Source organism: Micromonospora sp. NPDC047762 (assembly GCF_043204655.1).
Classification (GTDB): domain Bacteria; phylum Actinomycetota; class Actinomycetes; order Mycobacteriales; family Micromonosporaceae; genus Micromonospora.
In genome coordinates, this window is record NZ_JBIDCQ010000005.1 from 323,531 (window position 1) to 343,838 (window position 20,308).

General features: G+C 72.1%; 20 protein-coding genes. 9 read left to right on the top strand and 11 right to left on the bottom strand.

The annotated features are described in order from the left end of the window. Nucleotides 1-88 precede the first annotated feature (88 nt). Nucleotides 89-1,321 (top strand): serine hydrolase domain-containing protein, encoded by a 1,233-nt coding sequence (locus tag ACGF3C_RS18580; protein ID WP_393223351.1) that lies wholly within the window; start codon nt 89-91, stop codon nt 1,319-1,321. A gap of 47 nt (nt 1,322-1,368) precedes the next feature. On the opposite strand, the gene ACGF3C_RS18585 is transcribed toward ACGF3C_RS18580, so the two are convergent. The 3 genes from ACGF3C_RS18585 to ACGF3C_RS18595 all read right to left on the bottom strand — a co-directional run bounded on the left by ACGF3C_RS18585 (nt 1,369) and on the right by ACGF3C_RS18595 (nt 3,656). After that, the gene (locus tag ACGF3C_RS18585; RefSeq protein WP_357231444.1) at nt 1,369-2,430 is read right to left on the bottom strand and encodes a hypothetical protein; all 1,062 of its coding nucleotides are present in this window, start codon (nt 2,428-2,430) and stop codon (nt 1,369-1,371) included. Nucleotides 2,431-2,510: 80 nt separating this feature from the next. After that, a complete protein-coding gene (locus tag ACGF3C_RS18590; RefSeq protein WP_357194886.1) occupies nt 2,511-2,975 on the bottom strand; it encodes a PPOX class F420-dependent oxidoreductase in 465 nt (154 codons plus the stop codon). Nucleotides 2,976-3,017: 42 nt separating this feature from the next. Continuing rightward, a complete protein-coding gene (locus tag ACGF3C_RS18595; RefSeq protein ID WP_357194889.1) occupies nt 3,018-3,656 on the bottom strand; it encodes a DUF6642 family protein in 639 nt (212 codons plus the stop codon). A 303-nt stretch (nt 3,657-3,959) separates the two neighbouring features. Between ACGF3C_RS18595 and ACGF3C_RS18600 the strand changes: the two genes are divergently transcribed. Then, the gene (locus tag ACGF3C_RS18600; RefSeq protein ID WP_357231450.1) at nt 3,960-4,739 is read left to right on the top strand and encodes a D-Ala-D-Ala carboxypeptidase family metallohydrolase; all 780 of its coding nucleotides are present in this window, start codon (nt 3,960-3,962) and stop codon (nt 4,737-4,739) included. 104 nt (nt 4,740-4,843) lie between these two features. On the opposite strand, the gene ACGF3C_RS18605 is transcribed toward ACGF3C_RS18600, so the two are convergent. From ACGF3C_RS18605 to ACGF3C_RS18620, 4 genes are all read right to left on the bottom strand, one after another. Then, complete coding sequence (locus tag ACGF3C_RS18605; RefSeq protein ID WP_355005471.1) at nt 4,844-5,197, bottom strand: hypothetical protein; 354 nt, start codon at nt 5,195-5,197, stop codon at nt 4,844-4,846. A 145-nt stretch (nt 5,198-5,342) separates the two neighbouring features. Then, the gene (locus ACGF3C_RS18610; RefSeq protein ID WP_393223357.1) at nt 5,343-6,644 is read right to left on the bottom strand and encodes an ATP-binding protein; all 1,302 of its coding nucleotides are present in this window, start codon (nt 6,642-6,644) and stop codon (nt 5,343-5,345) included. A 219-nt stretch (nt 6,645-6,863) separates the two neighbouring features. Then, nucleotides 6,864-7,613 carry a response regulator gene (locus ACGF3C_RS18615; protein ID WP_393223638.1) on the bottom strand — a complete coding sequence of 250 codons (750 nt, stop codon included), beginning with the start codon at nt 7,611-7,613 and terminating at the stop codon, nt 6,864-6,866. After that, nucleotides 7,592-8,845 carry a histidine kinase gene (locus ACGF3C_RS18620; protein WP_357231457.1) on the bottom strand — a complete coding sequence of 418 codons (1,254 nt, stop codon included), beginning with the start codon at nt 8,843-8,845 and terminating at the stop codon, nt 7,592-7,594. Before ACGF3C_RS18620 ends, ACGF3C_RS18615 begins: the two co-directional genes overlap by 22 nt. A 132-nt stretch (nt 8,846-8,977) precedes the next feature. On the opposite strand from ACGF3C_RS18620, the gene ACGF3C_RS18625 reads away from it, so the two are divergent. Genes ACGF3C_RS18625 through ACGF3C_RS18640 form a run of 4 tightly spaced genes read left to right on the top strand, consistent with a single transcriptional unit; the run spans nt 8,978 to nt 12,013 of the window. Beyond that, complete coding sequence (locus ACGF3C_RS18625; protein WP_393223360.1) at nt 8,978-9,874, top strand: ABC transporter ATP-binding protein; 897 nt, start codon at nt 8,978-8,980, stop codon at nt 9,872-9,874. Further along, nucleotides 9,871-10,665 carry an ABC transporter permease gene (locus ACGF3C_RS18630; protein WP_393223363.1) on the top strand — a complete coding sequence of 265 codons (795 nt, stop codon included), beginning with the start codon at nt 9,871-9,873 and terminating at the stop codon, nt 10,663-10,665. The genes ACGF3C_RS18625 and ACGF3C_RS18630 overlap by 4 nt, the downstream gene beginning before the upstream one ends. 2 nt (nt 10,666-10,667) lie before the next feature. Continuing rightward, a complete protein-coding gene (locus ACGF3C_RS18635) occupies nt 10,668-11,417 on the top strand; it encodes a hypothetical protein (protein ID WP_357224847.1) in 750 nt (249 codons plus the stop codon). Between the two features lie 32 nt (nt 11,418-11,449). Next, the gene (locus tag ACGF3C_RS18640) at nt 11,450-12,013 is read left to right on the top strand and encodes a heme-binding protein (RefSeq protein ID WP_357224853.1); all 564 of its coding nucleotides are present in this window, start codon (nt 11,450-11,452) and stop codon (nt 12,011-12,013) included. 1 nt (nt 12,014) lies between these two features. Here the strand turns inward: ACGF3C_RS18640 and ACGF3C_RS18645 are convergent, their stop codons facing one another. From ACGF3C_RS18645 to ACGF3C_RS18655, 3 genes are read right to left on the bottom strand one after another with little or no spacing between them, the layout of a single operon-like run. Beyond that, nucleotides 12,015-13,049, bottom strand: a complete 1,035-nt coding sequence (locus ACGF3C_RS18645; protein WP_393223366.1) for a hypothetical protein — start codon at nt 13,047-13,049, stop codon at nt 12,015-12,017. Between the two features lie 42 nt (nt 13,050-13,091). After that, complete coding sequence (locus ACGF3C_RS18650; RefSeq protein ID WP_393223369.1) at nt 13,092-15,521, bottom strand: ABC transporter permease; 2,430 nt, start codon at nt 15,519-15,521, stop codon at nt 13,092-13,094. Then, nucleotides 15,515-16,264: an ABC transporter ATP-binding protein gene (locus ACGF3C_RS18655; RefSeq protein WP_393223372.1), complete on the bottom strand. Its 750-nt coding sequence runs from the start codon at nt 16,262-16,264 to the stop codon at nt 15,515-15,517. The genes ACGF3C_RS18650 and ACGF3C_RS18655 overlap by 7 nt, the downstream gene beginning before the upstream one ends. A 169-nt stretch (nt 16,265-16,433) precedes the next feature. Here ACGF3C_RS18655 and ACGF3C_RS18660 point away from each other — a divergent pair, with 169 nt between their 5' ends. Together ACGF3C_RS18660 and ACGF3C_RS18665 are read left to right on the top strand one after the other, a co-directional pair. Beyond that, the gene (locus ACGF3C_RS18660) at nt 16,434-17,591 is read left to right on the top strand and encodes a sensor histidine kinase (protein ID WP_357224870.1); all 1,158 of its coding nucleotides are present in this window, start codon (nt 16,434-16,436) and stop codon (nt 17,589-17,591) included. After that, on the top strand, nt 17,588-18,256 hold the full coding sequence (locus ACGF3C_RS18665; protein ID WP_393223376.1) for a response regulator: 669 nt from the start codon (nt 17,588-17,590) through the stop codon (nt 18,254-18,256). The genes ACGF3C_RS18660 and ACGF3C_RS18665 overlap by 4 nt, the downstream gene beginning before the upstream one ends. A 63-nt stretch (nt 18,257-18,319) precedes the next feature. Here the strand turns inward: ACGF3C_RS18665 and ACGF3C_RS18670 are convergent, their stop codons facing one another. Next, nucleotides 18,320-19,627 carry a hypothetical protein gene (locus ACGF3C_RS18670; protein ID WP_393223379.1) on the bottom strand — a complete coding sequence of 436 codons (1,308 nt, stop codon included), beginning with the start codon at nt 19,625-19,627 and terminating at the stop codon, nt 18,320-18,322. Nucleotides 19,628-19,752: 125 nt separating this feature from the next. Here ACGF3C_RS18670 and ACGF3C_RS18675 point away from each other — a divergent pair, with 125 nt between their 5' ends. Then, a complete protein-coding gene (locus tag ACGF3C_RS18675) occupies nt 19,753-20,292 on the top strand; it encodes a DUF1697 domain-containing protein (RefSeq protein ID WP_393223382.1) in 540 nt (179 codons plus the stop codon). Nucleotides 20,293-20,308: the final 16 nt, after the last annotated feature.

Sequence of the window (20,308 nt, forward strand, 5' to 3'; positions counted from 1 at the left end):
CTAGTGGGCGCGACCGACAGCCGATCGCCGGCGGGGCCGGTGCCGGCCCCCTTCCCGCACCGGTGTACCGGCGAGTAGGTTCGGCGGCGTGAGTGTGGCTCGGAGCAAGGACCCGGATCAGATCGGTTTCGACACGGCGCGGCTGGCGCGGATCGACGAGCACTTCGGCCGGTACGTCGACGACGGCCGGCTGGCCGGCTGGCAGGTGGTGGTCACCCGGCGCGGCGAGGTGGCGCACTCCTCGACGTACGGGCTGCGCGACCGCGAGTCGGGCGCACCGGTCGAGGCCGACACGCTGTGGCGGATCTACTCGATGACCAAGCCGGTCACCTCGGTCGCGGCGATGATGCTGTGGGAGGAGGGCCGGTTCGAGCTGACCGACGAGATCAGCCGCTGGCTCCCCGAGTTCGCCGACCTGCGGGTCTACTCCAAGGGGTCGGCGCTCAAGCCGTACACGGTGCCGGCGGTCGAGCCGATCCGGGTCTGGCACCTGCTCACCCACACGGCCGGCCTGACGTACGGCTTCATGCAGACCTCGGTGGTCGACGGGCTCTACCGGGCCGCCGGCTACGACCTGTACCCGCCCGCGGACGTCGACCTGGCCGAGGCCTGCGCGGCCTTCGGCGAGCTGCCGCTGCTGTTCCAGCCCGGCTCGGCGTGGGGCTACTCCGTCGCCACCGACGTGCTCGGCCGACTCGTCGAGGTGATCTCCGGGCAGAGCCTCGACGCGTTCTTCGCCGACCGGATCTTCGGCCCACTGGGCATGACCGACATCCGCTGGTGGGTGGAGGGCGACGAGGCCGACCGGCTGGCCGCGCTCTACGTACCGGAACCACGCAGCGGTCGGGCCGTCCGCTACGACAGCCTGGGGTCGCTCGCGTTCAGCAAGCCGGCGCTGCTTTCCGGCGGTGGCGGCCTGATCTCCAGCGCCGCCGACTACCACCGGTTCACGCAGTTGCTGCTGCGCGGCGGCGAACTTGACGGCGTCCGGCTGCTCGGGCCGCGCACGGTGCGGTTCATGACCCGCAACCACCTGCCCGGCGGTCGGGATCTGGGCACCCTGTCCACCGGCGGCTTCGCGGAGACCACACTGGACGGGATCGGCTTCGGTCTCGGCTTCGCGGTGGTCGACGACCCGGTCCCCAGCCGGGTGCCCAGCAGCGTCGGCGAGTACTACTGGGGTGGGGTGGCCAGCACCGCGTTCTGGGTCGACCCGGCCGAGGAGATCACCGCGCTGCTGTTCACGCAGCTGATGCCGTCGAGCACCTACCCGCTCCGCTCTCAGCTGCGCCAGCTCGTCTACGCCGCCCTGGTCGACTGACCGGTGTGGGGTCCGTCGCCTGCGGCTGACGGACCCCACACCTCAGGTCAGCGGAGCTGCTGCGCCTGGATCGCCCGGATCTTCGCCGGCTTCCCGGCCGAGAGGTTCGAGATCAGGTACGCCCGCACGCTGCCGTCCGGGAACACCGCCCACAGGTCCGCCACGCCGTCGGCGTTCAGGTCGGCGGCGGTGAGGCTGCTGATCGCGACGCCCGTGTTCCACCCGGAGGCGAGCCGGTACTGCGTGTAGGCGAGCGCGCCGGTCCCGTCGCCGTTGTCGGTCATGGTGACGCCCTGCCAGAGGTAGAGGTCACCGGTGGTGGCGTTACGCAGCACCAACGCCGCCCCCGAGGCCAGCTCGGTGCTGGCCAGGGTCCAGTTCTGCCAGTCGCTGCCGCCGGTCGGAGTGGCAGTGTTCAACGGCGTTCGGGGGAAGTAGAGGCTGGGCGCGCCGATGTTCGGGTAGTAGGTGAGGCGGTAGCCGTTGGTCACGTCGCCGACGGTGCCCAGCAGATCCGCGATGCCGCTGTCCACGCCGTCGGCCGTGTACCCGTTGACCAGCTGGATCGGGGAGTTTCCAAAATCGTCTCGAAGATAGTCGGCAATGAGAGTGACCTGTCCGCTGCCGCGGTACGGGTTCACCATCGTGCCGTCGCCGACGCCCGCGATGAAGCTGCCGCCTCCGGCGTTGACGCCACCCGGGTAGTAGGCCAGGAAGTCCTGGTTCGCGGTGCCGAAGAAGCGTCCGGTGATCACCTGGGCGCCGTCGAAATCCGCGGCCGGGTCGTCGTTGCCGGAGACCCCGTTGCCGTGGACGCCGATGTTCACGGCCGGGACCTTCACGCGGCCGGTGCCGACGCCGGTGGTCGCGTCGACCCGACCCCGCGCCGCCCAGACGCCGGAGGCGAGGCCCGTCGTGGTGCCGCCGACGGTCACCAGGTCGGGTACGCCGTCGCCGTTGAGGTCCTTGTCGACCGGGCCGGCGAGGGCCGGGGTCGGGGTGTTGGCCGGGGCGGCCTGAGCCGGCAGGGCCGGCGCGACGACGGCGAACGCGAGGGTGGCCGGCACCGCCCAGGCGAGCAGCCGGCGAGGGAAGGAGGGGTTGTTCATGGGTCCCCGTTCGGTCAGTGGATCTTGCCTGGCTCACCGTAGTCGATGCGCACCAACGAGGGGATCCACCGAACGAGGGGTCAGTCGGCGAGACGGGCCGGGAACCCACCGGTGGCGATCGGACCCCAGGCGTCGATGGTGATCCGGATCAGCGACTTGCCCTGACGCACCATCGCCGCCCGGTAGTCGTCCCAGTCCGGGTGCTCACCGGAGATGCTGCGGAAGTACTCGACGAGCGGCTCCAGCGCCTCGGGCAGGTCGAGCACCTCGGCGGTGCCGTCGATCTGCACCCAGGGGCCGTTCCAGTCGTCACTGAGCACGCAGGCCGAGACCCGGGGGTCGCGGCGGAGGTTGCTCACCTTGGCCCGCTCGGGGTAGGTGGAGACGACCAGTCGCCCCTGCCCGTCGACCCCGGCGGAGACCGGGGAGGACTGCGGTCGCCCGTCCGCCCGGGTGGTCATCAGCACGACGCGGTGTCGCGGCCGGAGGAAGTCGAGCAGGCCGTCCCGGTCGACCCGGGTGTTCCTTGCGATGCTGCGTGCCATCCCCCGTTCCTACCAGGGTGCGGGCGCAGCGGCGGCGGCGGGTCAGCGGGGTCGGGCCGCGGCGCGGCGCGCCTCCTGGGTGGGCACCCGGGGACGGCCGGACGGACGCCAGGCCCGACCGTTGGCGTAGATCACCCGAAAGCCGAGGTACGACGCGAGCGGCGCCCAGTGTGCGGAGCCCATCCGCAGCTCGGCGGCATTGTGGCGCTGGCCGTTGGCGAGCACGTCGAGGAGCACGGTTTCGAAGGCCGCCGATTCGACCCAGTCGACTTCCCGGGTGAAACCGCAGATGAGAGCGGCTCCGGTGACCTCCAGGAACTCGCGCAGCACCGCGTCCGAGGCGCGCAGCACCGAGCAGCTGCCGAAATAGAGTCGCCGCCCCTCCGCGCGGCCGGCCATCAGCTCGGCCACCTCGTTCAACTCCACCGACTGCCAGTCGGTGAGGCAGAGCCGGCTCGGCTCGCCGTGCATGGCGAAGAAGCCGACCCGGTGGTCGGCGTACTGCTTGAGCAGCCAACGGTCCAGGAAGTAGAACAGCTCGTCCCGGGTGGCCGCGTCCTTGTGGATGAACCGGATCTTGCCGAGCCGCTCCAGCAGCTCGAGCGTGGGCAGCACCGAGCCCCGCTCGTTGAGGTCACGGTGCCACTGACCCTCGACACAGAAGACGCCACCGCGTGCCACGTGCACCTCCGCCAGTCCGCCGCCCGGGCTGACGTTACCGGCCGCGATGCCCCCGGGAACATCACCCTCCGTGTGGCAGATTGCGACGTTCGGTGCGCTTGACCGCAGGAGGGGTGATCGGCCGAAAATGGCTGTTTCGCAAATCAGCCGAATTCCCAGCCAATACCCAGGCACAGCGGATTGTGAGCACGATTCTCGTTAATCACCTCCAACAGCACTGATCAGTGCGAGGGTGGAAATCACGGGACTTCTCGGTCGATGTCCTGGAGCCACCCCATTCGCTCTCCTATCGGGAGGACTTCTGTGCGCGTAAACACCTTGAAGCGGGTCGCCGTCGCATTCGCCCTGGCACTGCCAGGGGCCGCAATCGCCACGGTGGTCGCCGCACCGGCGGCGCACGCGGACGGCTGTTACACCTGGAACCGCACCCTGAGCCAGGGGCGGTCCGGCGATGACGTCCGCCAGTTGCAGATCCGGGTCGCCGGGTGGGCCGGCTACCGGGACATCGTGGAGAACGACGGCCGCTACGGGCCGAAGACCGCCGCCGCGGTCAAGCGGTTCCAGCAGGCGTACGGGCTGCGCGCCGACGGCATCGCCGGCCCACAGACCTTCGCCAAGCTCTACCAACTCCAGGACAACGACTGCACGCCCGCGCACTTCACCTACGGCGAGTTGGACAACGGGTGCGGCGGGAGCGGGTGGAGCGGCGGCCCGCTGTCGGCGAACCAGACCAAGCAGAACGCACTGCGCACCATGTGGAAGCTGGAGGCGCTGCGCAAGAGCCTCGGTGACAAGCCGCTCTACGTGTCGAGCGGGTACCGCAGTCGCGCCTGCAACAACCAGGTCGGCGGCGCGTCCGACAGCCAACACCTGTACGGCAACGCGGCCGACGTGACCTCACGGACGTCCTCGCTGTGCCAGGTCGCCCGCGGCGCCCGCAACAACGGCTTCAGTGGGATCTACGGGCCGGGCTACCCCGACCACGACGACCACGTGCACGTCGACTCGCGCCGGGAGAACAACAGCGACGACAGCTCGAACACGACGAGTTGGTCCGCCCCGGACTGCGGGGTCGGCAACTGAGGCGACCGCTCAGAGCGACGTCGGTCCGACGCGGAGGGGGGAATCTCCGCGCCGGGCCGACGTCGTGTCGCCCCGGGTCGTGTGGGCGGAGGGGGACAGCGCGCTCAGCTCGCCCGGGGCCAGCGCGGCGCGGTGACGGGGGGAGTCACCGGCCGGCCGGTAGCGGTGGGCCGTACCCCCTGGGGGACGGCCCGCGCGGCCTGTTGCCGCGACGGCCCGGTCGCCGTGAACGGAAACGGCACGTGCACGAACGGATTGCCATGCCGGATCAACGCTTCGATCTGCCGCTCGTTGAGCCCGTGTGTCTCCAACACCCGACGCCCCCAGCGGTGCAGTCGGCACGGGTAGGAAGCGCCGTCGTTGCGGCACAGCGGCCCGGTGGGCCACTCCTCGGCGGTGTGCACGACCACCGCCCGGACCGCGAGCCGGACATCCTCGGGGGTCAGGGGTGCCGGCATTGGCACCTCACCCAGTACCTGATCGATGGGATCCGTCGACTGCTCACCAACTCGCACGGCAGGCCTCCCGCAGTTCGGCAGCGGTACGGCGGACCTACCGCACCGACATCCTCGGCCATGGGTACGGCGGACACCGGACGAAAGTTCAATTCCGGTACGCGGTAAGCAGATCCTCCGCCGACAGCACCCGGATGCCGTCCACTGCGGTGCCGCTGCGCGACACGGCGACGACCGGCACCGACTCGTCGGCGCCGGGAAGCAGAGACCGGTGCAGGAGCAGACGGCCCAGGTCGTGCGCGTCAAAGGGTCGGCTCTCCTGCCACTTGACCGATCCGACGAAGCTGATCCGCTGAGCGACGGGCGCACGGTCGGCGCCGACTATGTCGATCTCCGGGTCGTTGGTCCGGGTCCAGTAGCCGCCGATCGTCGCCGCCTCCGCCGGCAGATGGTCACCGGGCAGCCGGCGCAGCGCCTCCCGGACGACAGGTTCGATGGCCCGCCCCCGCCAGGACGTCCATGACCGGTCGATCCGGTCCAGGGTCAGGTCGCCACGCCCCCGCTCGATCTCGGAGAGGTGCGGCCCCAGGAACGACAACCAGAAGCGCAGGTAGGGGTCGGCCACCGCGTACCGGGTCTCCCGCGACGGCTTGGTCGACAGCGGAACCGCGACCTCCACGGCCCGCTTCTGGGCCAGCAGGCGCAGGGCGCGGTTGAGGGACGCCTGTGGAAGGTCCCCTGCGGCGCGGGAGATCAGCGAGAAGGTCCGCTCACCGGAGCCGATGGCCCGCAGCACCAGACCCGCCTGGGACTGCGGCGGGAACTCCGCCGCCAGTGCCCGCTCGCCGCTCACCAGCAGGGCGGAGGTCGGATCCCGTACCGCGTCGGTGAGGTAGTCGTGGACGGATGCACCCGTCGGCCACTCGTCGAGGATCAGCGGCAGACCGCCGGAAACCAGGTAGGCGTCGAACGCGTCGGCGGCGGACAGGCCGAGCATGTCGCTGACGTCGGCGGGGCTCAGCGGCGGAATGACCATCTCCGTGGCTCGCTGGTGGAACGGCCGGCCGTAGTCGTTGAGGGCTTCCATCATGGCCAGGTCCGATCCGACGCAGATCAGGAGGACCGGCCGCCGGGACAACTCGCGATCGAAGATTTTCTGCAGCGTCCCCTCGAAGCCCGGGTCGCCCGCGATGAGATACGGCATCTCGTCCAGGACGACGACGCTCGGCCGGTCGGACGGTAGCGCGGCGGCGAGCAGCGTCAGCGCGGCGTCCCAGGTCTGTGGTTGCTGCTCCCGAAGGATCTGCGCACCGGGCAGGGTCGAGGCGGCGGCCTCCTCCACGAAGAGGGCGAGCTCGGCTGCGACGGTCGGCTGCGCGGAGGCGGTGAAGAAGAGGTGCGGCACCCCGGCCCGCTCCACGAACTCCTCCACCAGTCGGGACTTTCCCACCCGTCGGCGACCTCGCATGAGAAGGGCTCGCCCAGGCCGCCCCGCACGGCCACCCCGTTGCACCCGAGAGAGCATGCCTTCCAGGAGATGGAGCTCATGGTTCCGTCCGACAAAGCCGGTCACGATCACTCCTGACACTACCAAAAATGGAACAGCCAAAAATGAGTGTAACCTCATCCGTGTTGGTGTGCCGCCCAACTGGCCTGGGGAAACCGCTCGTCAGACGAGGCCGGCGTCGTGCACGAGCAGGGCGACCTGGACCCGGTTGTTCAGCTCCAGCCGGGTCAGCAGCCGGGAGACGTAGGCCTTCACGGTCGCCACGCTCATGAACAACTCACCCGCGATCTCCGCGTTGGTGTGACCCCGCCCGAGCGCGACCGCCACCTGCCGCTCCCGCTCGCTGAGCCCGGCGAGGAGCCGCAGCGCCCGTTCCCGGCGCGGGTCCGGGCCGACCGGGCCGGGCGCGGCGGCGGTCACGTGGGCGATCAACGTCCGGGTCACCGTCGGCGAGAGCGTCGCCTCGCCCGCCGCGACCCGGCGTACGGCGCGCACGATCTCCGCCGGCGGGGTGTCCTTGAGCAGAAAACCGGCCGCCCCGGCGCGGAGCGCCCGCAGCACCTGTTCGTCGGCGTCGAAGGTGGTCAGCACCAGCACCTCCGGCGGGTGCGGTTGGGCACGCAGCGCCTCGGTGGCGGTCAGTCCGTCGACCCGCGGCATCCGGATGTCCATCAGCACCACGTCCGGGGCGTACGCGGCGACGGCCGCCGGCACCTCGCCACCGTCGGCCGCCTCGCCGACCACGGCCAGGTCCGGCAGACCGCCGAGGATCATCGAGAGCCCGGCCCGGACCAACGCGTCGTCGTCCACGATCAGCACGCGTACCGGCGGCGCAGCCGCTCCGGCCGGCCCGCTCGCGTCCGGCAATCCGGCAGCACCGGCGGCGCTGGTCACGCCGGCCACGGCAGCCAGGCGGCCAGCCGGAAGTCACCGCTGTCGTCCCGACCGTAGGCGAGCCGCCCGCCGGCCAGGGTGACCCGTTCACTGATGCCGACCAGGCCGGTGCCGGCACCCGGCAGTGTGCCGCCGGCCGGCGAACCGACCGGCCACCGGTTGCCGATCGCCACTGTCAGTCCAGCGCCCGGCCCGCCGGCCACGTCCACGGTGACGGCCGCGCCGGCAGCGTGCTTGCGGGCGTTGGTCAGCCCCTCCTGCACGATCCGGTACGCGGCCCGACCCAGCGCCGCCGGCACCTCCCCCGGGCTGGCGACGCTGTCGCTGACGTTGACACGCACCCCGGCCGAGCGCGACTCGGCGATCAGCGCCGGCAGGTCGGCGAGGGTGGGCTGCGGCGGCTCGGGGGCGTCGCCGGCACCGTCGTCCTCGGCGCGCAGCACCCCGATCACCTCCCGCAGGTCCTGGAGGGCGGCGTGCGCGCTGCCCCGGATCACCCCGGCGGCCCGGGCCACCTCCTCGGGCGGCGCGTCCGGGCGGAACTCCAGCGCACCCGCGTGCAGGCTGAGCAGCGAGATCCGGTGGGCCAGCACGTCGTGCATCTCCCGGGCGATCCGGGTGCGTTCGAGGTGGCGGGCCTGGGCGATCCGCAGTTGCTGCTCCGCCTCGGCCCGCTCGGCGCGCTCGCGCAACGACACGATCAACTGGCGCCGAGCCCGGACGAACATCCCCCAGGCCAGCACCGCGAAGGTGATCACCACCCCCCAGGTCACAGTGGCCCAGTACGGCATCACCGGATCTGGACGGGTCCAACTGAAGACCAGGTTGGTGAGGAGCCCGGCACCGGTGACCGCGACCGCGACGGCGGTCCGGCGATGCACCACCACGGTGAAGTAGATGATCAACAGCGGGATGGCGGCGGCCATCGAGAACAGGTTCAGCGGCAGGGTGGCCACGGCCAGCCCGAGCGGCCACCGCCGACGCACCCAGAGCAGCCCGCAGCAGACCAGCCCGAGCACCGTGTCGACGCCGACCATCCAGTCGTGCGGCAGCGCGATCGCCGCCTCCGGGTTGGGCGACAGGGCGTCGAAGGTGACGAACAGCACCCACAGCAGCCCGAGCAGGAACGCCAGGCCATCCACCACCCAGTCACGTGTGGTGCGGCGCGGCCGCTCCCGGACACGCTCCGCCGGCACCACCAGCTCCCCTGGCAGCAGCCACGGGTGCTCCGGAACGGCGATGCTGGTCACGCGCCCATGCTAGGCAGCCGACGGGCGACACGACCAGCTACCAAAGTCGAGATCCGATGATCGACCAAGGTCGAGACGGCACCGACCGGTGGCCGCAGCGGATGGCCGGGCGGCGCGGGCAGGCTCAACCGCATGATCACCGTAGAGAACCTCACCAAGCGGTACGGGCCACACCCGGCCGTGGACGACGTGTCGTTCCAGTGCGAGCCGGGCACCGTCACCGGTTTCCTCGGCCCCAACGGCGCCGGCAAGTCGACGACCATGCGCATGATCTGCGGGCTGACGACGCCGACCGCCGGCCGCGCCACCGTCTCCGGGCACCCGTACCGGGAACTGCCCAACCCGGGGCGGGAGGTCGGGGTTCTGCTGGACGCCTCCGCCCAGCACGCCGGGCGCACCGGCCGCGAGGCGTTGACGCTGTCCGCGTACACGATGGGTCTGGAGCGGCGCGAGGTCGCCGCGAAGCTCGACCTGGTCGGGTTGAACGCGGTGGCCGCGAAGCGTCGGGTACGGGCGTACTCGTTGGGCATGCGCCAACGGCTCGGGCTGGCCCACGCGCTGCTCGGCGACCCCCGGGTGTTGATCCTCGACGAGCCGGCCAACGGCCTGGACCCGGAGGGGATCTTCTGGATGCGGGGGCTGCTGCGTGACTTCGCCGACCGGGGCGGCACCGTGCTGCTCTCCTCCCACCTGCTGCGCGAGGTGGAGGCGGTCGCGGACCGGCTGGTGGTGATCGGGGGCGGCCGGATCGTGGCCCAGGGCGACAAGAACGAGCTGCTGGCCGGGGGCGGCACTGTGGTTCGCGCCCGCGACGACGCGGCGCTGCGTCGAGCGCTGAAGGTGGCCAACCTGAGCGCCGCCGACAGTTCGGAAGGCCTGCTCGTGCAGGCCGACGCCGAGGCGGTCGGCCAGGCGGCGGCCGATGCCGGCGTCGCGCTGGCCGAGCTGCGACCCGCCAGCGGCGGCGGCCTCGAACAGCTCTTCCTCACCCTGACCGCCGGCGAATCGACCAAGGAGGCCGTTCGATGACCACCACCACCGCGCCCGCCGCCGGCGCCGTCGCGCCCCGGCACCACTCTCCGGTACGCCGACCGTCGCTGCTCCGTCTCAGCGCCGTGGAGATGCGCAAGCTCGTCGACACCCGGGCCGGCCGCTGGCTGCTGATCGCCATCGGTCTCGTGGTCGTCGCGATCGTCACCCTCCTGCTGATCTACGCCGAGGACTCCGAACAGACCTTCTTCACGTTCTTCGCCAGCTCGTTGTTGCCCGTCAACGTGCTCCTGCCGGTGCTCGGCATCCTGTCGATCACCAGCGAATGGTCACAGCGCACAGCCCTCACCACCTATGCGCTGGTGCCCAGGCGGCAGCGGGTGGTGGCCGCGAAGCTGCTCGCGGTGGTGCTGGCGGCGCTCGCCTCCCTGCTGGTCACAGTGGCCGTCGCCGTCGTCGGAACGCTGGTCGCGTCCGCCACCGGTGGCGCGGGCACCTGGCAGGTCGACGCGTCGCTGATCGTGAACGCGGCGGTTGTTCAGGTCGCCGGCGTGCTGATGGGTGCCGCCTTCGGTCTGCTGCTGCTCAACACGCCGTTGGCCATTGTCGGCTACCTGCTGCTGCCGACCCTCTGGTCGGTGCTCGGCGAACTGGTCCGACCGCTGCGCGGTCCGGCCGGTTGGCTGGACACCAGCCGGACCATGGAGCCGTTGTTCACCAGTCACGTCACCGGCGAGCAGTGGGGGCGCCTTGCGGTCTCCCTGCTGGTCTGGATGGTGCTCCCGCTGGCCGCCGGCCTGTTCCGGACGCTACGCCGCGAGGTGTCCTGACCATGGAGATGGCCAGCTACCGTCCGCGCACCGTGGTCAGCGGCGGCCCGCTGGAACTGGCGGTCCTGTGGGGTGGCTTTCCGCTGCTCGGCGCGGGCGCCGGATGGCTTCTCGCGGCGGCGACGGGCTGGCTCGCCCGGCTGCCCTGGGTCCCGTTCAGCGACCTGATCGAGTGGTTGGACCGGCTGCCCGAGCCGCAGGCCACCGCCGGCACGATCGGGGTTGGCGTCCTGGCCGGCCTGGTCATCGCCGGGATCGGCACCGCCGAACGGTTGATCGTCACCGTCGACGGGGCGCAGATCCAGCTGCGCCGCTCGGATGAGAACCGGACCATCGCCCGGGTCGACACCCGGGTGGTCTTCCTCGCCGACAAGCACCTGGTGCTGCTGGACGCCGACGGCGCGGAACTCGTCCGGGAGTCGACGGACCTGCCGGCCGCCCAACTGGCGGCGGCGTTCCGGGAGCACGGCTGGGGTTGGGCGGACGACGACCCGCACCGGTCGGCGTACCGGCTGTGGGTTCCGGACCTGCCCGGGTTGCCGGCCGGCGCGGACGCGCTGCTGCGGGCCCGGGAACGGGCCATCGAGCGGGACCGCCGCGACGACGCCCGGGAGTTGCGCCGCGAGCTGGGGCAGATCGGGGTGGTGCTGCGCGACGAGGACAAGCGGCAGTACTGGCGGTTGACCACCAGGGCACTCCCCGCCGGGCCGGAGCGGCCGACTTCGGCCGAGCGGGAGCCGGACGGGCGGTAGCGTCTGTCCCAGCAGACCCTGGGAGCCGCGCGATGACCGAACAGCAGCCGTACCGGGTGGTGTCCCGACACCCCGGCTTCGAGCTGCGTCGGTACCCCGCCCACCTGGTGGCCGAGATGCAGATCCAGGCGTCGTTCACCCGGGCGCCGATCGAGGCGTTCCGGCCGCTGGCCGCGTACATCGGTGGCGCCAATCGGGCCCGGCACCCGATCGGCTCCGCCGCGCCGGCGCTCGCGGCGGTCAGCGGCTCGGTGAAGATCGCCATGACCGTGCCGGTCGTGCAGATCGAGGGTGAGTGGCCGGGCGCGTACCTGATCCAGTTCGTCATGCCGGCCAGCTTCACCGCCGCCACCCTGCCCGAGCCGGTGGACGCCCGGGTGCGGATCCGCGAGGTTCCGGCGCGGCTGGCGGCGGCCATGCGGTTCTCCGGGCGGTGGACGGAGCAGGCATTCAGCCAGCGGGCCACGATGCTCGGCCGGTCGGTGACCGCGGCCGGGCTGCAACCGACAGGTGCCATCCGGTACGCGCGCTTCGACCCGCCGTGGAAGCCGTGGTTCCTGCGCCGCAACGAGGTGGTGCTGCCGGTCGTCGAGTGAGCTAGCGGAGCTGCCGACGGTCCTCGACGCTCGGCCGCGCCAGCAGCACTGCCATTCCCAGCCCGGCGAGCAGCCCGACCAGGGAGACCAGTAGATCGGAGTCGGCGGCGTTGATCGGGCTGTTGCCGGCCAGCGCGGTGAACGCCGCGCCGATCGGCATCAGGATCATCATGGGGATGGCCGTGGCCACCAGGAACACCACCGGACCCACGAGCGCGATGAGCGCGGCCAGGGCGTGGTGCCGCCAGATCGGCCGGCCGCCCGGCCAGTCCCAGGCCAGGAGTGTGACTCCGGTGAGCAGCACCGCCCCGAGAGCGGCCTCCGGCAGGAGGCGTGTGCCGGGCGCTGTGGCACGGACCCACCCGACGCCGAGCAGGGCCACCACTGTGAGGCCGGCCGCCAGCCCGACGCGAACCCGGGTCCGCGCCGGAGCCGCTGCCAACGCGGCACCGGCGGCCAGGGCCACCAGCAGCGCCGCCGTGGCCAGCGCACCCTGGTTCAGTTCCGGCTCCCGGTCGGTCGGTGACTCCATTCCGGCCGCCACCAGCGTCAGGACCCCGGCCACGCAGGCCGCGCCGGTCAGCACCCGCCGATCGGTGGCCGGAGTGGCGCCGCGCTCCCGTGCCGACTCCGTATCGGGCTCCCACAATGGCGGCACGGCGCGCTCCCACCAGAGCAGCAGCGCCGCGACCACGCCGAGCACGGCGTAGCCGGCGACGGCGAGGCGCACCGTCGCGTCGACGCCGATCAGGTCGGCCCGGTCGACAGCCACGTCGGCCGCGATCCAGCAGCCGCCCAGCACCACAGCCGGGCCGCTCCACCGCATCTGCCCCCGCCCGGCCAGCACCAACCCGAGCGGCACCGCCATGATCGCCATGAAGCGCAGGTCGCGCGCCCAGTAGGCGTTGTTGCCCGGCAGGTGCTCCGACCACGGGCCGAGCGGCTCGGTCAGCGGCTGCCACGTGGTCATGCCGTACGCCCAGAGCGCGACGGCGGCGGCGGAGAGGAGAAGCCCGACCGGGCGCGCGGATCGCATCCATGGACGGTAGCTGGCCGATCGTCCGCGCGGGGGGCGCTGTCATCCGACGAGGCCCACCGGTGACCGGGCGGGACGGTGGCGCAGCAGCCGCCACGTCGGCAACACACTGGACAGCACCGCGAGCAGCAGGCACAGCCCCACCACCCCGGCGATCACCGACCACGGCATCACCAGGTCGACGGGGGCACCGACCTGCTCGGCGAGGCCGGCGCTGATGCTGAGCAGACCGACGAACGCGACAGCCCCACCCAGCAGCGCGCCGATCAGGACCACCAGCGCGGACTCCGCCGTGACCAGCCAGATGACCTGCCGTCGGGTCGCCCCGGCCATCCGGATCAGCCGCAGGTCCGCGGCGCGGCCGGCGGCGGCCAGCAGAAGCGTGTTCGCCACCGCGACGGCCCCGTAGCCGGCGGACACCCCGATCAGCAGCAGCGTGAAGAGCCAGACGAGGCGGTCCTCGGCGGCGTCCGCCTCGGCCGCCCAGCCCGGCACGTCGAGGATCCGCGCGCCGACCGGTGGATCGACGCGGTCCCGGACGTACACGGTGGACGTCAGCGCCGACGGGTCGTGCGCCCGCACCACGGCCCGGGGCACCAGCAGGTCGCCGGGGATCGAGGTGTCGTCGACCACGGCGACGACGCGCAACGACACCGTCGTCCCGTCGGCGAAGACCACCGGGTACGGCTCCGACGGCAGGCGGTTCGCCGAGGCGGTGACCACCACCGTGTCGTCGCCCCGCAGGTCGTTCAGCGAACCGGCGACGACGGTGAGCACCCGGTTCGCTGCGGCGAAGCCCTCCGGATCCACGCCGAGCGCGGTCATCGGCCGGTCCGGTGGCGACGTTCCGGGGTCGGTGCGGTAGACGGTGGTCGGCAGGAGCGCGGTGCCACCGGTCGCGGCGACGGCCCGGTCGGACAGGCCGGGTGCGCGGTCCGGCACGACGATCCAGCCGGCGTTCACGTTGTCCGCCCGACCTGCGGCGTACGCGGCGGTGCTGGTGCGCACCATCCCGGACACCAGCACCGCGAACGCGACAGTGAGCAGCACCGGCGCGGCGATGGCGGCGGTCCGCCGGGTCGCGGTCAATGCCCCGCCCCGCACCAGCATCCCGATCGCGCCACCGGGCCGACGCACCGGAGAACGCAGCAGGCGCACCAGCGGCCCGACCACCACCGGGGCGAGCACCGTGGTGCCGGCCACCAACGCCATCACCGCGTAGAGCGCGTACTGCGCCCCCACCCGAGCCTCGTCGGCGGTCGCCGTGCCGAGGCTGAGCGCGGCTCCCGCCGCGAGGAGCAGCACCCCGGTGGCGGCGCGTACCCGCCCTACCGGTCGCTGTTCCACAGCAGCCTCGCGTAACGCCTCCAACGGGCGGACCCGCCCCGCCCGGCGGGACGCCGACCAGACGGCCAGCACCGCGATCACCGGCCCGGCCGCGAGCGAGACCGCGATCGGCCAGAGTTCGTAGCGGACCCGGAAGGTCGACGGTTCGAAGCCGACGTCGACCAGCAGCCGACCCAGCAACGGGGCGAGCGCCGCGCCCACCAGCAGGCCGACGAACCCTGCCGAGACGCCGACGGCGAGCGCCTCGGCGTAGACCATCCGGCGGACCTGGCCTCCGGTGGCGCCGACGGCGCGCAGCAGACCCAGCTCACGGCGGCGCTGCGCGACGGTGAAGGCGAAGGTGGAGGCGACCACGAACACCGTGACGAAGCCGGCGAGGGCCGCCGTGGCGGCGAGCACCTGCATGCCGATCCACCGGGTACGGGCGTCGCCGCGCGGCTCCAGCGCACCACGGGCAGCACCGGTGAACACCAGTCCGTCGCCGCCGACGACTCCGCGAGCCGCCGTGGCGACCCGCTCGGGGTCGGCGTCCGGGGCGAGCACCAGCCCGATGGCCCGCACGCCGGGCGCGAGCGCGGCGGCGACCTCGTCCGCGACGTGGACGCCGGGTCCGTCGACCAGACCGGTGACGGTGTACGACTCCGGGCCCGTCGCGGTCAGCACTGTGACCGGTGCGCCGGGGCGCAGTCCGAGCGCGCTGTCGACGACCACCTCGCCGGGCCGGCGGGGTGGCTCGCCAGCTGTGAGGCGCAGCCCACCCAGTTGGGCGCTGGACCAGCCGTGCCCCTGGTAGGCGTCCTCCCGCCGGGTGTCGGCGGCCGAAGGCCGGCCGTCGACGAGCGGCTGGGCGTAGAAGGTGCGGTCCGGCACCGCCGCCGCGACGTCCGGCAGACCGGCCAGCCTGCCGACCAACCCCGCTGCCGCGCTGGCCGACCAGGGCCGGGTCGGCATGAACTCCTCAGCGGACGCGCCCGCCTCGGGGCTCTGCACCACGACTGCCGCCCGCGCCAGCCGGTCCGGCACCTGCGGGCGGCCGGAGGCGAGCAGCAGGGTGGCCGCCGCGACAAGCGTGACCCCGATGGCCACGGCCACGAAGGCGCTGGCCGACCGCCGGACGCTCAGCACGACGACTCCGCGACGGTTTCCCGCTCGGCGATCCGGGCGGCGACGGCGGCGGCGGAGATCGGGCCGGTCAGCTCGTCGACGACGCGGCCGTCGGCCAGCAAAAGGACCCGATCGGCGTACGCGGCGGCGGCGGGATCGTGGGTCACCATCACGACGGTCTGCCCGTGGTCGTCGACGAGTGCCCGCAGCAGCCGGAGCACCTGCCGGGAGGACGCGCTGTCCAACGCCCCGGTCGGCTCGTCGGCGAAGACCACCGCCGGGCGTGTGATCAACGCTCGGGCCACGGCGACGCGCTGCTGCTCCCCGCCGGACAACTCACTCGGCCGGTGCCCGGCCCGGTCGGCGAGACCGACGGCGTCGAGGGCGGCGACCACGTCCCCGGCTGGCGGGCGACGGCGGGCCAGGCGCGACGGCAACTCGACGTTCTGCGCGGCGGTCAGCGTGGACACCAGGTTGAACGCCTGGAAGACGAAGCCGATCCGGTCGCGCCGCAGCCGGGTCAGCGCGTCCTCACTGAGGTTGTCGAGGCGGGTGCCGTCGATCGTGACGGTTCCCTCGGTCGGGCGGTCCAGCCCCGCCGCGCAGTGCAGCAGTGTCGACTTTCCCGAGCCGGAGGGCCCCATCACCGCCGTGAACGTGCCGCTCGCGAAGCGCGTGGTCACGCCGTCGAGCGCCGTCACCCGCCGGGTTCCGGTGCCGTACACCGCTCGCAGCCCCGTCACTGTCACCGTGTCTGTGGTCATGACCGTTACGGTCCCGAACGCGGGGGGTACGGCGCGTCGTGCCGGAGCGGGCACTTTCCGGCCCTCCCCCGGGTGGATTCGCAGGCCCGGCAGCACCGGTACGTCGTCCTCGGGGATGACGGCCCACAGGCGGACGCGGTCGATCCAGCCGGTCGTTACCGTTCGACTGGTGACTGCTCTCCTGTTGACCCGACGGATGCGGCCGGTGGACCTGTACACGGTGGACGCCCTGCTGGCGGTTGCCGTCGGTGGGTTGCTCTGCCCGTACGCCGCGCTGGAGTCGCCGCTGCACGGTGGCGTACGCGAGCCGCTCTGGGTGTCGGTGCTGGTCGGGATGGCCCTCGGGCTGCCGTTGGCCGTCCGGCGACGGTGGCCGATGGCGGTGGCCGTCGTGATCAGCTCCGTCGCCACCGTCGCCCTGATCACCGGGGTGATCCCCAACTACGCCGCCGCCGCTCCGGCGCTCGCCATCGGACTGTCCTTCTACACGGTGGCCGTGGCGACGCCCACCCGCCGGTCGCTGCTCTGCGCCGCCGGTTGCCTGGCGCTGGTGAGCGTCGGCCTGGTGCTGACCGCGGGGGACCTCTGGTCGCGGACCGGCGCTGTCGCCTACGCCGCCGTCATGGTCGCGCCGGCCTGGGTGATCGGTTGGCAGATCCGGGAGCGACGAGCCCTCGCCACCCGGCAGAGTGACCAGCTCGTTCGTCAGGCCGCCACCGAGGAGCGGTTGCGGGTGGCGCGTGAGCTGCACGACGTGGTCGCGCACACGCTCAGTCTCATAGTGGTCAAGGCGGCCGTCGCCAACCACGTCGCCGAGGCCGACCCCCGTGAGGCGGGTGCCGCGCTCCGGGTCATCGAGGAGACCGGCCGCACCGCGCTGACCGACGTGCGTCGGGTGCTCGGCGTGCTGCGCGAGGACAGCCCGTACGCGCCGACGCCAGGGCTGGACGAGTTGCCCCTCCTCGCCCGGCAGGCGGCGATCGGCGGCGTCGACGTGCAGCTCGACGTGCGGCGGGACGAGCCGGCGGGCGCGGTACCGGAGTCGGTGGGCCTCGCTGTGTACCGGATCGTGCAGGAGGCGGTGACGAACGTGGTGAAGCACGCGGCGCCGGCCTCCTGCCGGGCCACGGTGACCGTCCTGCCCGACGAGGTGCGGGTGGAGGTGACCGACGACGGCCAGCGGCCGGTCCTGCTCGGCGGGGAGGGGCACGGGTTGATCGGCATGCGGGAACGGGTGGCGTTGCACGGCGGGGAGTTCCGCGCCGGGCCCCGCCCCGACGGTGGCTTCGCGGTGACCGCCAGCCTCCCCTACCGGGTGGCCGCATGATCCGCGTGCTGATCGCCGACGACCAGGCGTTGCTGCGCGGCAGTTTCCGGTTGCTGGTCGATCTCAGCCCGGACTGCACCACTGTCGGTGAGGCGGGCACCGGCGCGGAAGCCGTCGCGTTGACCGGGCAGCACCGGCCGGATGTGGTGCTGATGGACGTCCGGATGCCGGAGATGGACGGCATCGAGGCGACCCGGCGGATCTGCGCCGACCCGGCGACGGCCGACACCCGGGTCATCATCCTGACCACGTTCGACCTCGACGAGTACGTCTACGGGGCGCTGCGCGCCGGGGCCAGTGGGTTCCTGCTCAAGGACACCCCACCGGCGGATCTGCTGACCGGGATCCGGGTGGTCGCCGCCGGGGAGGGGCTGCTCGCGCCGACGGTGACCCGCCGGTTGATCGACGAGTTCGCCCGGCAGCCGGAGCCGACCCGACCGCTGCCCCGCCAGCTCGACGGGGTGACCGATCGGGAACGGGAGGTCCTCGCGCTGATCGCCCGGGGCCTGTCCAACGCGGAGTTGGCCGCGCACCTCAACCTCAGCCAGGCCACCGTCAAGACGCACGTCGGGCGGCTGCTGACCAAACTGGCGGTACGCGACAGGGCGCAACTGGTCATCGTCGCGTACGAGACGGGCCTGGTGGGTCCCCACCGGTCGGGTTAGCGAGGTCGTGCGTCGATGAGGGCGCGGGAACATCCGATCTGGACGCCCCCGCGCCAACCAAGATCAGCTGACGTACACCGACGCGCTGGTCGCCGACTGGAAGTCGGTAGAGGTGCCGGGGTAGACGACCCGCCAGAACCCAGCCGTCTTCCGGTAGACCGATGTGGCGAAGTCGTAACTGCCGCCAGCGTAGATGGTGGCCTGGGTGCCCCAGGTGTCGTCGTCGCCGGTCGCCGAGAACTGCACCTTCAGCGGCACCGTCCCCGGGGACAACCCGCCGTTGAACTCCATCTCGCCGCTGAGCGTCACAGTCGTCGCGTTCTCCCGGGCCGCCGAGAAACTGCGGAACGCGGCCGGTTGCAGCACGGAGATGTTCGTGCTGGCGATCGCGGTGCTGACGAACTCGTCGTCCATCGAGTAACCCACCTGGAGGCGGCCGGTCTCGTACGGCGAGGTGGTCAGAGAGTACCGACCGTCCGCGTCCGTGGTGGCGGAGCCGAGGTACGTGCGGCAGTAGTCGGCGCTCATGCAGAGGGAAACCCCCGGCTCCACACCAGGCACCGGCACCCAGCCCTCCGGCGTCCGCCAGGTCAGCCGACCGCTCACCGTGACGTTCTCATCCTTGAGGATCTTGGGTCGGTCCGTGTCGATGGTGATCCGCATCGGCCGCTTGGTGATCGCGATGGCGGTCTCGGCCGAACGCGACGAGCCGTGGAAGAGATGGTCGTTGTCATAGCTGTAGGCCGCGTACACCAGCACGTCCTTGCGGCCGATCGTGACCGTGCCGGTGAAGGAACCGTCGGCCCTGGTGGTGACCGCGTCCCAACTGAAGCCGGCGTTCACCGTCATGGGGAATCTCCCCAGGGACCTGATCTCGCCGCTGCCCGGCCAGCGCCCCTTGAGCCATCCCCGCACTGTCACGTTGCGGTTCTCATAGGTCACCGTGGTGCGGTTCAGCGTGACGTTGTCGAAGAACGTGACCACCGAGTAGTCCAGGTCGCCGGCATCGGTCTGGGTGACGTGGTGACCGGCCTCGTCGGTGACCTCCACGTCGACCCGGTAGTAGCCGAGCTTGTCGAGGATGATCGGGTTGGATCGCCACACGCCGTCACGCTCGGTGCCGGACTGGAGGTAGAAGTCCTCCTGGACGGCAACCTCCGCCCCGGTGTTGTACTCGCGGATGTGCGCACGGACATCGGTGACGTCGCTGGGCGACGTGATGGACACCAGCAGCGTGCCCCGATCGAGGTCGTAGTCGCTGTGGGCAGACGTGACGATCGGAATCTCGTCGGCGTGCGCGGTCGCGGGAAGCCCCACGATCGCCGTCGCCGCGGCGACGGCGATCGCCACGGCAAAGCGGGAACGGATCAAAGTTGACCTCCAGGGAAGACCGGCGATTCGCTGGGTGGCAGCCGGCGGTAGGAGCCTATCGATCCCGTCCGACAGCTCCGCCCACACCGCTAGGCTGACGCCGTACCCATGTGGACGGAGGAGCCATGACCCGCTACGTCGCCCTGCTGCGTGGGGTAAACGTCGGCAGCACCCGGCTGGCGATGGCCGACCTGCGTCGGATCGTCACCGACCTCGGGCACGAGGACGCCCGGACGTACCTGCAGAGCGGCAACGTGGTCTTCGGCAGTTCGGTGCGCGACGCGGAGAAGCTGGCCGCCGGCATCGCGCGGGCGCTGACCGACGAGCTGGCGTTGACGGTGCCGGTGCTGGTGCGCAGCGCCCGGGAGTTGGCGGCGATCGCCGGCGGTAACCCGTACGCCGACCGGGAGGACGACCCGACGCGGCTGCTGGTGGCCTTCCTCGCCACCGCTCCGCAGAAGTCCATGGTGGATGCCCTGGCCGTGCCCGGCAGCGAGAACGTGTCGTTCACGGTGACCGGCCGTGAGGTGTTCCTGCACTACGTCGACGGCGGTTACGGGCGGTCGAAGTTCACGAACGCGTACCTGGAGAAGAAGCTCGGCGTGGTGTCCACCTCCCGCAACTGGAAGTCGGTACGGGCCCTGGCGGAGATGGCCGCCTCCTGACCGGGTGGGGGTCGCG